The following is an 11,808-nucleotide window of genomic DNA, read 5'->3' as shown; positions in this document are numbered from 1 at the left end:
CCTTGGTCGGCGCCCACGACCCGCGGATCCGGCCGGCCAGCACGCGCTCGCCGCGGGCGCTGCCGACGCCCAGGTGGCGGCGCGCCCGCTCGATCGCCAGGCCCAGCCACGCCATGTCGTCGTAGTAGTCGTTGGTCCAGCGTGCGAGGTTGTGCAGGTGGATGCCGCGCAGCAGGTCGCGCACCCGGCCGCGGCCGATGGTGCCGGGGCGGGAGATCTCGGCGTCGACGAGGAGGTCGACCAGGTGGGCTTGCCACCAATAGTGCCAATGGGTCGTCGACGACGGCGGCCATGCGACGGTCCCGATCCGGGTGCCGGGGAGGTGGGCGAATCGCCGCAGGTGGCGGTCGATGATCGCGTCGGCGGCATCGGCCGCGCGCGCCGAGGCGAGTGCCGCGGCCGACCCGGGCTCGGACCAGTCGCGACCGGGGGAATCGGATTTGGAACGCTGCGCCATACCCGGTAGCCTATGCGTTTGTTGCGGGCGTGTGCCCGCAGCAGGTTCAGCCAGAGACCGTTGGTCATGGGGAGTCTCGCGACGACTCATCGAAGGCTCGACGTCAACACGTCGGCGGCCCACGCAGGATGACCCGAGGAATACGTGCGACGCCCCGGCGCCGCCCATGTACGCCCCGTGTGCTTCCTGCGCGGGGCGTTTTGTTTTGTGTTGGCCCGTGCGCCGGCGCCTCTGCGCGATAGCGAAATGAGAGGAGGCGAAGTATGGCCAAGCCTGAAAAGGAAGCCGCGGTTGCGGAAATCGCAGAGCAGTTCAAGGGTGCAACCGCAACGGTCGTCACGGAATACCGTGGCCTGTCCGTTCCGGCGATCTCCGAGCTGCGCCGTTCCCTCGGCGAGGGCACGACCTACTCCGTCGCCAAGAACACCCTGACCAAGCTCGCCGCGAAAGAGGCGGGCGTGGAAGGGCTCGACGAGCTGTTCTCCGGCCCGACGGCCATCGCCTTCATCCAGGGCGAGCCGGTTGTCGCGGCCAAGGCGATCAAGAAGTTCGCCAAGGACAACAAGGCCCTTGTCGTCAAGGGCGGCTACATGGACGGCAACGTCCTGTCGGTGGCCGAGATCGAGAAGATCGCCGACCTGGAGACCCGTGAGGTCCTCCTGGCCAAGCTCGCCGGTGCCATGAAGGGCAACTTGGCAAAGGCAGCCGGGCTGTTCAACCAGCCCGCATCGCAGGTGGCGCGCCTCGCCGCGGCCCTGCAGCAGCAGAAGGAAGCTGCGGGCGCGGAGTAATCCACGCCGCCACCGACCACCCGGTCAAGCAACAACCCGGTCGGCGCTGCACCCGCAGCCGTCGACCACCTAAAGGAAGGACGCCATCATGGCGAAGCTCAGCGCTGACGAGCTCATCGATCAGTTCAAGGAACTGACCCTGCTGGAGCTCAGCGATTTCGTGAAGAAGTTCGAAGAGGTCTTCGAGGTCACCGCGGCCGCCCCGGTCGCCGTGGCCGCTGCCGGTGCGCCGGCTGCCGGCGGCGACGCCGGTGCCGCCGCTGCCGACCAGGACGAGTTCGACGTCATCCTCGAGGGTGCCGGCGACAAGAAGATCCAGGTCATCAAGGTCGTCCGCGAGGTCGTCGCGGGTCTGGGCCTGAAGGAGGCCAAGGACCTCGTCGAGGGTGCGCCGAAGCCGCTCCTGGAGAAGGTTTCCAAGGAGGACGCCGAGGCTGCCAAGGCCAAGCTGGAAGAGGCCGGCGCCTCGGTCTCGCTCAAGTGACCCGCTGACCGGGCCGCTTGCGGTCCGGTCGTGCACGTCACCGTCGAAAGCCCCGTGGGATGTCTCCCGCGGGGCTTTCGCGTGCCGGCGGGCTGGAGTGAGGGCACCCTGATGCGCTACTCTTAGCCCTTGTTAAGGGTGTTACTCGCGAGTAGGGACAACCGTCCAAGTGAGTGGGACCGGAGTTCGAGTCGGAACCGGCGCGCCGGTGCGTTAGAGTGACTGCGACCACATATGCCTTATGGGGATGCGGGAGTCACTCCGACTGCCGTGAGCGGACGATCGACTGGAGGGAACCGCAGTGGGTGTTGAAGTAAGCGTGGAGGGACTGACTAAGTCCTTCGGCTCGCAGAACATTTGGCGCGACGTCACCTTGACCCTGCCCGAGGGCGAGGTCAGTGCGCTGCTCGGCCCGTCCGGTACCGGTAAGTCGGTGTTCCTCAAGACGCTGATCGGTCTGCTCCACCCGGAGCAGGGCTCGGTCATCATCGACGGCACCGACATCACCAAGTGCTCGGCCCGTGAGCTCTACGAGATCCGCAAGCTGTTCGGCGTCCTGTTCCAGGACGGCGCGCTGTTCGGTTCGATGAGCCTGTTCGACAACATCGCCTTCCCGCTGCGCGAGCACACCAAGAAGTCGGAGTCGGAGATCCGCTCCATCGTCATGGAGAAGATCGACCTGGTCGGTCTGGCCGGTGCCGAGGACAAGCTCCCCGGTGAGATCTCCGGCGGTATGCGCAAGCGCGCCGGCCTGGCCCGCGCCCTGGTCCTCGACCCGCAGATCATCCTCTGTGACGAGCCGGACTCGGGTCTGGACCCGGTCCGCACCGCCTACATCAGCCAGCTGCTGATCGACATCAACGCGCAGATCGACGCGACGATCCTCATCGTCACGCACAACATCAACATCGCGCGCACCATCCCGGACAACATCGGCATGCTCTTCCGCAAGGAACTGGTCATGTTCGGACCCCGCGAGGTCCTGCTGACCAGCGAGCAGCCGGTCGTCAAGCAGTTCCTCTCCGGCGACCGCTTCGGCCCGATCGGCATGTCGGAGGAGAAGGACGAGGCAGTCGCCGCGGCCGAGGCCGCGATGCAGGCCGCCGGCATCTCCGGTGGTGGCACGAAGGACGACTTCAGCGAGATCATCGCGCAGGTCCAGCCGAACCCGGGCATGCCCGAGCGCAAGGCCGCCGGTCGTCACCGCAAGAACGTCGAGGAGATCATCCACACGCTGCCGCCGAACGCCCAGGAGGCGATTCGTCGGAGCATGGAGGAGGAAGATAAGCTTCTCGCCGAGAATCGTGCCCAGGCAGCCACCCAGGCGGCCGCAGCGCAGACCGCGGCCATGGCGACCGCGGCCGGTAGCGCTGCTGCCGGGGTGACGGCCAACGCCGCACAGGCCGAGACCGACGTGTTCAACACGGTCGGCGAGGCCGTCGACGACGGCCCGATGGTCACGCCGAGCAAGACCGAGGAAGACAGCGGGAGCTAACCACCGATGACGACCGCCACCGAGCGTGGCGTCGACCGAATCGCTGCTGCCGGGGCCGGTGCCTTCGAGCAGACGGGCAGGATTGTCCAGCTATTCATCGACGTCGCACGCCAGTCTGTTGTGCGCCCGTTCCAGTGGCGTGAATTCATTCAGCAGGCCTGGTTCATCGCTAGCGTCACCATCCTCCCGACGGCGCTCATTGCGATTCCCTTCGGTGCGATCGTCTCCCTCCAGACCGGTTCGCTGATCAAGCAGATCGGCGCCGAGTCGTACACCGGCGCGGCCAGCGTCCTGGTGGTCATCCAGCAGGGATCGCCCCTGGTCACGTCGCTGCTCATCGCGGGTGCGGCCGGGTCGGCCGTGGCGGCCGACCTGGGTGCGCGCACGATCCGCGAGGAGATCGACGCCATGGAGGTGCTGGGCATCAACCCGATCCAGCGCCTGGTGGTCCCGCGCGTGTTGGCGATGGTCCTGGTCGCGATCCTGCTCAACGGTTTGGTCGCGGTCATCGGCATCGCCGGCGGTTACTTCTTCAACGTCGTGGTGCAGGGCGGCACCCCGGGCGCCTATCTGGCGTCCTTCGGTTCACTCGCCCAGCTGCCCGACCTCTACATCTCGACTATCAAGGCCGCGATCTTCGGCGTGATCGCCGGGGTGATCTCCGCCTACAAGGGCCTCAACCCCAAGGGCGGTCCGAAGGGCGTCGGCGACGCGGTCAACCAGTCCGTCGTCATCACCTTCCTGCTCCTGTTCTTCGCCAATCTGATCCTGACCGCGGTGTACCTGCAGGTCGTTCCGCCGAAGGGGGCGTGATCATGACCGAAGGTGGCGGCGTGACCATCGCCAAGAGCCGGGCCGAATACGTCGGCTACGAGCTTCGCAAGCAGGCCGACAAGCCGCTGCGCGTCCTCGACGGTGCCGGCGAGCAGATGTCCTTCTACAGCCGGGCGATCGGTTGGATCCCGCGGACCCTCGTGCACTACCGCCGCGAGGTGCTGCGCCTGCTGGCCGAGGTCGCCTTCGGCTCCGGCGGCCTCGCCGTCATCCTGGGCACCGTCGGCGTCATGGTCCTCATGTCCGGTTTCACCGGCGTCGTCGTGGGCATGCAGGGCTACGCGGCGCTGCAGAACCTGGGCGCGCAGGCGCTGACCGGCTTCCTGTCCGCCTACGTCAACACCCGCGAGGTCGCGCCGCTGGTCGCCGGCCTGGCGCTGTCGGCGACGGTGGGCTGCGGCTTCACCGCCCAGCTGGGCGCCATGCGCATCTCCGAGGAGATCGACGCCCTCGAGGTCATGGCCGTCCCGTCGATCCCGTTCCTGGTCACCACGCGCGTCATCGCCGGCTTCGTCGCCGTCATCCCGCTCTACGTGCTGGGTCTGCTCGCCGCCTACACGGCGTCGCGAACGATCAACACCGTGTTCAACGGGCAATCGGGCGGCTCCTACGACCACTACTTCAACCAATTCCTGCCACCGGCCGACGTCTTGTGGTCGTTCGGCAAGGTGCTGGTCTTCGCGTTCGTGATCATCCTGGTGCACTGCTACTACGGCTACTACGCCTCCGGCGGTCCGGCCGGCGTCGGCGTGGCCGTGGGACACGCGGTTCGAACAGCCCTCGTGCTGATCGCGCTGCTCGACTTCTTCCTCGGTCTGGCGATCTGGGGGACCACCACGACGGTCAGGGTGGCGGGCTGACCCATGCGCAAACTCCGACTCCGTCTCGCCGGGTTGGCCTTCTTCCTGGTCATCGCGCTGTTCATCGGCGGCTCGATCATGAAGTTCCAGGGCAAGTTCCACTCGACCGGCGACGTCATCCTGCACACCGACTCGGCGGGCAACTCGCTGTCCCAGCACGCCGACGTCAAGGCCCGCGGCATGATGGTCGGCACGGTCAAGGCGGTCAACCCGTCGCCGGACGGCAAGGTCGACGTCGTGCTGGCGCTGGACCCCGACAAGCTGTCGCTGCTGCCCCGTGACACGACCGCCCGCATCCTGCCCAAGACGCTGTTCGGCGAGCGCTACGTCGCCCTCGAGGTGCCGCACGAGTCGTCGAGCGCGGCGACCCTGGTGGGCGGCGACCAGATCTCCACGGCCGACCAGGGCAACGCGAAAGAGGTCCAGGACTTCTTCGACCGGCTGCTCCCGCTGCTGAAGGCCGTGCCGCCGCAGGACCTCAACGTGACGCTCACGAACGTCTCGCAGGCGCTCACCGGCCGCGGCCAGGAGCTGGGCGAGACCATCAAGCGCCTCGACGCGGTGTTCTCCGAGGTCAACGACCACACCACCGACCTGCAGAAGACGCTGCGCGGGCTGGCGTCCTTCTCCCAGACCTACTCGCAGGCGCTGCCGTCGATCATCGACGCCCTCGACCACCTGCGCGTCACCGGCAACACCGTCGTCGAGCGCCAGGGCGACCTGGCCGGCCTGATCGCCACCCTCGGCGTCGCCTCCGACGACACGACGGCCTTCCTGAAGACCAACCGCAACGACCTGATCAGCATCTTCACCGGTTCCCAGGAGATGCTGAACGGCCTGGCGCGCCAGTCGCCGACCTTCGGCTGCACCTTCAAGAACTTCGCCGGCCTGATCCCCGAGTCGCGGCGCATCGTCGGCGAGGGCACGCCCAACCCGGGTGTCCGCGTCAACCTGCAGTTCGTCAACCCGCGCGGGCGCTACCTGCCCAACCAGGACGAGCCGCGCCTGTTCGACTACGACCGCGGACCGGTCTGCTACAAGCCGGCCAAGAACGGCCGCCCGTTCCCGCAGTTCCCCGGCGGCGGTCTGGCCGACGGCTCCTACCAGGTGCCCTCGCGCAACCCGGGCCCGCGCAACATGCCCGAGATGCCGGCGGCCCAGTACTCGGCGCTCCCCGCGGGCATGGCCAGCGTGCCGACGAGTGCCTGGTCCGACCCGGTCTTCCGGGCGCAGCTGCAGATGCTCTACGGCGCCGCCTCGGGCGTCTCGCCCGAGGACATCCCGAGCTGGGTGACCGTGCTGGGCGCGTCCCGACTCCCCGGAGGGCAGGTGAACCTCCGATGAAGTCGATCGTCTCGCCCCTGGTCAAGCTGATCACCTTCGCCGTGGTGACCGTCGTCGCCACCTCGATGCTCGCCCTGACCATCGCCAACGCGGGGTCGTCGGGCAAGCACGACTACCAGGCGATCTTCGACGACGCCGCCATGCTGAACCCCGGCGACGACGTCCGCATCGCCGGTGTGCGCGTCGGCGCGGTCAGCAAGGTCGAGGTCTACGACCAGGACAAGGCCAAGGTCAGCTTCGCCGTCGACCGCGACTCGCTGCCCGACGGCACCCAGGTCCTCATCCGCTACCGCAACCTGACCGGCCTGCGCTACCTCGCCCTCGAGCGCGGTGCGGGGGAGTCCAACAAGGTGCTGCGCCCCGGCTACGTGTTCGGCGAGAACAACCGCCAGGAGACGACCCCGGCGGTCAACCTGACCGAGCTGTTCAACGGCTTCAAGCCGGTGTTCATCCAGCTCAAGCCGGACGACGTCAACAAGCTGGCCGACCAGATCATCAATGTCTTCCAGAACACCCCCGGCCAGAACATGGGCGGCACCATGTCGTCGCTGATCTCGCAGACGGCCGAGCTGACCAACACCCTGGCCAACCGCGACGAGGTGATCGGCGAACTGATCACCAACCTGAACAAGGTGCTGCAGACGGTCAACAACCACGACTCGCAGTTCGAGTCGCTGCTGGTCAACACCTCGCAGCTGGTCAACGGCCTGGCGTCGCAGAAGGAGTCGGTCGGTTCGGCGGTCACGTCGGTGTCGAACCTGACGACGGTCCTCGGTTCGATCCTGGGCCAGACGCGCCCGGCGATCGCCGGTGACATCGCCGGCCTCAAGGCGGCCTCCGACGAGATCAACCGCCGCGACAAGGACGTGCAGGCGATCCTGACGAACCTGCCGCCGAAGCTGGAGAAGATCGGTCGCGCCGCGACCTTCGGCTCCTGGTTCCAGTTCTACCTCTGCGGGGTGGACCTCGTGATGGGCAACGGCAAGTCGGTCCTGCTGACCGATCCGCTCATCCCGACGCCCGATATCAACCACGTGCTCTACACCAGCGCGGCGACCAGGTGCTGGCGTGACAACCGGCGGCCGTACTAGGGGTGGACATGGCTGACGAGAAGGATCAGGCAGCGATGCCCGAGGAAGACGCCCGCAAGCGGGCCGAGGCGGAGGCCGCGGCGCTGGAGCCGCAGAAGCTGCACCCGTCCCGGCGCTTCGCCGGCCGCCGCTCACCCATCACGGTGGGTGCGCTCGGCGTCCTGATGCTGCTCATGGTGTCGATTTCGTCGTTCTACCTGACCTCGCTGCCGATCCTCGGCGCCGGTCCGCGGTACACCGCCGAGTTCAGCGAGGCCGCCGGTCTGCAGCCGGGCAACGAGGTCCGCGTCGCCGGCATCAAGGTGGGTACCGTCGAGAGCGTCGGGCTCAACAAGGACGGCAACAAGGTCCAGGTGAGGTTCAACGCCAACAACACCTGGATCGGCGACCAGACGCAGGCCTCCATCCAGATCAAGACGCTGCTGGGGCAGAAGTACCTGGGCCTGACCCCGCGCGGGTCCAACTCGGCCGATCCGACCAAGCCGATCACCGACACGATCTCGCCCTACGACGTCATCGACGCCTTCAGCGACGCCAGCAACCAGCTGAGCGACCTGGACACCGACAAGGTGTCCGAGTCGTTGGAGGCCATGTCGACGGCGTTCTCGGGCACCGCGGGCGACTTCGGTCCGGCCCTGACCGGCCTGAGCCGCCTGTCGCAGACCATCGCCAAGCGCGACCAGGACGTGCAGAAGCTGCTCAGCGCGACCAAGTCGACGTCGAAGATCCTCGCCGACCGCAACCAGGAGTTCGTGCAGCTCATCGCCGGTACCGGCCAGCTGCTCGACGAGCTGAACAAGCGGCAGGAGTCGATCAGCACGCTGCTCTCGTCGACGACGACGCTCAGCAAGGCGCTGTCGGGCATCGTGGCCGACAACCAGGCCCAGATCGGCCCGGCGCTGCGCTCGCTGCAGCAGGTCGCGGGCCTGCTGAACAAGCAGAAGGACAACCTGGACCGCTCGATCCAGTCGCTGGCGCCGTTCTACCGGCTCTACGGCAACGTGTTGGGCAACGGGCGCTGGTTCGAGTCGATGGTGACCAACCTGATCCCGCCGGCGCTGCCGCAGCAGAACACCACGCGGCCGCCCAACAAGATCAAGATGTTCAACAACGGCGGAACCGAGGCCGGGTAGATGACGACCCCAGATCTGACGACGACCACCGGACCCGGGCGCTGGTTCACCCCGCGCCACATCGTGGGCATCGTGCTCGGCACGGTCCTCGCGCTCATCGTGGGCTCGGTGCTGTGGTGGGCCTTCTCCGGCATCGGTTCGACGACCGTCGACGCGACGTTCAAGCGCGGCATCGGCATCTACAAGGGCTCGGACGTCCGCATGCTCGGCGTGAAGGTCGGCAAGGTGACCGCCGTGAAGCCCGACGGCGACAAGGTGCACGTCAAGATGCGGGTCGAGCGCGGCCTGAAGCTGCCCAAGGACGTGCGCGCCGCCCAGGTCGCACCGTCGATCATCTCCGACCGCTACGTCCAGCTCACCCCGGCCTACACCGGCGGCGACCTGGCGCCCAAGCACATCGTGCTCGGCCTGGACCAGACGATGGTCCCCGTCGAGGTCGACGAGCTGTACGGCAACCTGCAGAAGCTGTCCAAGTCCCTCGGCCCGAACGGCGTCAACGCCAAGCGCGGCAACAAGGAGGGTGCGGTCACCGATTTCGTCCGCGTCGGCGCGGACAACCTGCGCGGCAACGGCGAGAAGCTCGGCGCGGCCTTCGAGAACCTGTCGAAGGCGGCCACGACGCTGTCCGACTCCAGCGGCAACATCGTCGACACGATCAAGCAGCTGAACACCTTCGTCGGGGCGCTCGAGCAGAACGACACGCAGGTCCGGCAGTTCAACACCCAGATGGCCTCGTTCAACACCTTCCTGGCCGGTGAGCGCGACCAGCTCGGCCAGGCGCTCGCGACCCTGTCGGTGGCGCTGGGCGACGTGAGCCGCTTCGTCAACGACAACCAGCAGACCATCGGCGACACGGTCCGCTCGCTGAAGCCGACCACCGAGGTCCTCAAGAACCGCCAGGACTCGCTCAAGGAGATCCTCGAGGTCCTGCCGGTCACCGTGTCGAACCTGATCAACGCCTACGACGCGGAGTCGGGCACCCTCGCGATGCGCCTGACCGTCCAGGACCTGCAGGCCCTGCTGTCGATGCAGTGCAACCTGCTGAACCCGGGCAGCATCATGCCGGGCACCCAGCCGTTCCTGGACTGGCAGCGCAAGATGGCGCCGATCATCAGCCACTGCACCGACCTGGCCCGCCAGGTGGAGAAGGGCGTCTCGCCGCTGCTCCCGGTGCTGCCGTTCGGCATCATGAGCAACGACAAGACGCAGCGCTACTCGGTGCCGGGCACGCGCCGCGGCAACCGCGACCCCGGTCTGATCACGCCCGCGCCGACCACCCCGAACCCGTTGGCGCCGCGCAAGCGCCCGCCCTCGGACCGGTCGACGAAGCCGGGCAAGCCGGCCAAGCCGTCGGATTCGGTGCCGTCCACGCCGCCGTACACGCACCCGGCGCAGGCACCGCGGGGAGGTGGCCGCTGATGGGCTGGATCAAGAACCTCACGGCCGCCACCGTTGCGGCGACGAGCGTCGGCCTGCTGGCCTCGTGCAGCGGCCTGCAGTCGGTGCCGCTGCCCGGCGGCGTCGACGTCGGGTCGAACCCGAAGCACTTCCAGGTGAAGTTCTCCGACATCCTGGACCTGGTGCCCCAGTCGCTGGTGAAGAAGGACGGCATCGTCGTCGGCCGCGTCACCGACATCACCATCAAGCCCGACGAGTGGCAGGCCACCGTCGACATCCTGGTGCGCGACAGCGTCAAGGTGTCCAACCAGGTGCACGCGGCGGTCCAGCAGACCGCGCTGCTCGGTGAGAAGTTCGTCGGCCTGACCGAGCCGGACGGGGCGCAGAGCGCGCCGCCGCAGAGCCAGGACTCGCCGATCGCCGGTGTCGATTCCAACGGCCAGCCGCGCACGCGCACCGCCACCGACATCGAGCAGGTGCTCGGCGCGCTGTCGATGCTGCTCAACAACGGTGGCCTCAACCAGCTCCAGCCGATCGTGTCCGAGCTGACCAAGGCCCTCGACGTCGCCGGGGCGGGCAGTGCCTCGCCGACCGACAACAAGGCCCGCAGCCTGCTGATCCAGACCAACAAGCTGATCGGCAACCTGAACAAGCAGCGCGACGACATCGTCACCGCGATCGACGGCCTTGCCGCCCTCTCGACCCGCGCGTCGTCGCAGACCGACCAGATCGAGCAGATCCTGGAGCAGCTGCCCGCCGGGGTCCAGGTCCTCGAGCAGCAGCGCCCGCAGTTCGTCGACCTGTTGACCAAGCTCGACAAGCTCGGCCAGGTCGGCACCGACGTGCTCGGCAAGTCGCGCGAGGCGATCATCGCCGACCTGAAGGCCCTGCGCCCCATCCTGTCGTCGCTGGCCAAGTCCATGCCGGACCTGATCACCGCCGCGCCGCTGATGCTGACCGTCCCGTTCCCGGACTGGCTCACGCCGGCCGCGAAGGGCAACGCCACCAACCTGTTCATGACGCTCGACCTGCGGCTGCTCAACCAGCTCGAGGCGCTGGGCGTCGGGCAGGGCGCGCCGATCTACTCGCCGCCCAAGGCCCGCAACATCCCCGTCGACCCGGCCAACCCCTACTACAAGGGCAACGGTCCGCGCTGGGGCTGGCCGTCGGTCGGCCTGCTGCCGCCGCCGCCCAATTCGCGCATCGGTCCGTGGACCCCGCCGTCTTACGGCGGCTACCGCCCCGACCTGCCGTACCCGGCCGCGAAACAGAAGCAGCGCAAGCGGGATGAGCAGCGCAAGCCGCAGTACATCGTGCTGACGCCGCCGAAGCCGGGCCAGCAGGCCCTCGACGGCCCGGTGTCGATGCTGAAGGGCGGTCGCTGACATGACCCGCCTCGTCAAGATCCAGCTGACCGCGTTCGCGATCCTCGGCATCGTCGCCATGTTGATCGTGGGGACCAGCTACGCGCGCCTGCCGCGGCTGGCGGGGATCTCCGAGTACCCGATCACGGTGCAGCTCAAGGATTCCGGCGGCATCTTCCCGAACGCCGAGGTCACCTACCAGGGTGTGCCGGTGGGCCGCGTCGAGTCGCTCAAGCTGACCGACGACGGCGTCAACGCGAACGTCCGGATCAGCCGCCACGCGCCGAAGATCCCGGCGTCGGCCGAGGTCGCGATCGCGTCGCGCTCGGCGATCGGCGAGCAGTACATGGACCTTCGGCCGACCTCGGCCAGCGGCCCCTTCCTGAAGTCGGGCTCGATCATCCACTCCGACAAGACCGAACTGCCGCCGCCGTTGGAGGATGTGGTGAATTCGGCGTTGGATTTTGCCGAGTCGGTGCCGGTGGAGGATTTGCAGACGATTGTCGAGGAGTTGGGCAAGGCGTTCAACGGTCAGGGTGAGAATCTGACGCGGTTGG

The 11,808-nt window shown here is 67.7% G+C and carries 11 protein-coding genes and 1 pseudogene; 11 read left to right on the top strand and 1 reads right to left on the bottom strand.

Translation table 11 applies throughout. The features are described 5' to 3' along the window. A pseudogene (locus QM634_RS10370) lies at nucleotides 1-457 on the bottom strand (fructose-bisphosphate aldolase); the annotation flags it as partial. 263 nt (nucleotides 458-720) lie between these two features. Here QM634_RS10370 and rplJ point away from each other — a divergent pair. The 11 genes from rplJ to QM634_RS10315 form a co-directional block, all read left to right on the top strand. Beyond that, a complete protein-coding gene (rplJ, locus tag QM634_RS10365; protein ID WP_415042704.1) occupies nucleotides 721-1,248 on the top strand; it encodes a 50S ribosomal protein L10 in 528 nt (175 codons plus the stop codon). An 88-nt stretch (nucleotides 1,249-1,336) separates the two neighbouring features. After that, nucleotides 1,337-1,732, top strand: coding sequence for a 50S ribosomal protein L7/L12 (gene rplL, locus QM634_RS10360; protein WP_415042703.1), 396 nt, complete (start codon nucleotides 1,337-1,339; stop codon nucleotides 1,730-1,732). Between the two features lie 301 nt (nucleotides 1,733-2,033). Then, complete coding sequence (locus QM634_RS10355; RefSeq protein WP_415042702.1) at nucleotides 2,034-3,227, top strand: ABC transporter ATP-binding protein; 1,194 nt, start codon at nucleotides 2,034-2,036, stop codon at nucleotides 3,225-3,227. A gap of 6 nt (nucleotides 3,228-3,233) precedes the next feature. Continuing rightward, complete coding sequence (locus tag QM634_RS10350) at nucleotides 3,234-4,040, top strand: MlaE family ABC transporter permease (RefSeq protein ID WP_415042701.1); 807 nt, start codon at nucleotides 3,234-3,236, stop codon at nucleotides 4,038-4,040. Between the two features lie 2 nt (nucleotides 4,041-4,042). Next, a complete protein-coding gene (locus tag QM634_RS10345; RefSeq protein ID WP_415042700.1) occupies nucleotides 4,043-4,921 on the top strand; it encodes an MlaE family ABC transporter permease in 879 nt (292 codons plus the stop codon). 3 nt (nucleotides 4,922-4,924) lie between these two features. Further along, the gene (locus QM634_RS10340) at nucleotides 4,925-6,265 is read left to right on the top strand and encodes an MCE family protein (protein ID WP_415042699.1); all 1,341 of its coding nucleotides are present in this window, start codon (nucleotides 4,925-4,927) and stop codon (nucleotides 6,263-6,265) included. Further along, nucleotides 6,262-7,356 carry an MCE family protein gene (locus QM634_RS10335; RefSeq protein WP_415042698.1) on the top strand — a complete coding sequence of 365 codons (1,095 nt, stop codon included), beginning with the start codon at nucleotides 6,262-6,264 and terminating at the stop codon, nucleotides 7,354-7,356. Before QM634_RS10340 ends, QM634_RS10335 begins: the two co-directional genes overlap by 4 nt. 35 nt (nucleotides 7,357-7,391) lie before the next feature. Next, the gene (locus QM634_RS10330; protein WP_415042705.1) at nucleotides 7,392-8,489 is read left to right on the top strand and encodes an MCE family protein; all 1,098 of its coding nucleotides are present in this window, start codon (nucleotides 7,392-7,394) and stop codon (nucleotides 8,487-8,489) included. Beyond that, nucleotides 8,490-9,908: an MCE family protein gene (locus tag QM634_RS10325; RefSeq protein ID WP_415042697.1), complete on the top strand. Its 1,419-nt coding sequence runs from the start codon at nucleotides 8,490-8,492 to the stop codon at nucleotides 9,906-9,908. Next, nucleotides 9,908-11,272 carry an MCE family protein gene (locus tag QM634_RS10320; protein ID WP_415042696.1) on the top strand — a complete coding sequence of 455 codons (1,365 nt, stop codon included), beginning with the start codon at nucleotides 9,908-9,910 and terminating at the stop codon, nucleotides 11,270-11,272. The genes QM634_RS10325 and QM634_RS10320 overlap by 1 nt, the downstream gene beginning before the upstream one ends. 1 nt (nucleotide 11,273) lies before the next feature. Continuing rightward, nucleotides 11,274-11,808 (top strand): MlaD family protein (locus QM634_RS10315; protein ID WP_415042695.1); only part of this gene is annotated, 535 nt, incomplete at its 3' end.

The sequence above is a fragment of the Gordonia sp. (in: high G+C Gram-positive bacteria) genome, from assembly GCF_047606305.1.
Taxonomy (GTDB): domain Bacteria; phylum Actinomycetota; class Actinomycetes; order Mycobacteriales; family Mycobacteriaceae; genus Gordonia.
This window is presented reverse-complemented; position numbering and strand designations above follow the sequence as displayed.

Coding starts and splice junctions, on each gene's coding strand:
- QM634_RS10330 (WP_415042705.1), top strand. CDS start 7,392: ATGCCCGAGGAAGACGCCCGCAAGCGGGCCGAGGCGGAGGCCGCGGCG.
- rplJ (WP_415042704.1), top strand. CDS start 721: ATGGCCAAGCCTGAAAAGGAAGCCGCGGTTGCGGAAATCGCAGAGCAG.
- QM634_RS10340 (WP_415042699.1), top strand. CDS start 4,925: ATGCGCAAACTCCGACTCCGTCTCGCCGGGTTGGCCTTCTTCCTGGTC.
- QM634_RS10320 (WP_415042696.1), top strand. CDS start 9,908: ATGGGCTGGATCAAGAACCTCACGGCCGCCACCGTTGCGGCGACGAGC.
- QM634_RS10335 (WP_415042698.1), top strand. CDS start 6,262: ATGAAGTCGATCGTCTCGCCCCTGGTCAAGCTGATCACCTTCGCCGTG.
- QM634_RS10350 (WP_415042701.1), top strand. CDS start 3,234: ATGACGACCGCCACCGAGCGTGGCGTCGACCGAATCGCTGCTGCCGGG.
- QM634_RS10325 (WP_415042697.1), top strand. CDS start 8,490: ATGACGACCCCAGATCTGACGACGACCACCGGACCCGGGCGCTGGTTC.
- QM634_RS10345 (WP_415042700.1), top strand. CDS start 4,043: ATGACCGAAGGTGGCGGCGTGACCATCGCCAAGAGCCGGGCCGAATAC.
- rplL (WP_415042703.1), top strand. CDS start 1,337: ATGGCGAAGCTCAGCGCTGACGAGCTCATCGATCAGTTCAAGGAACTG.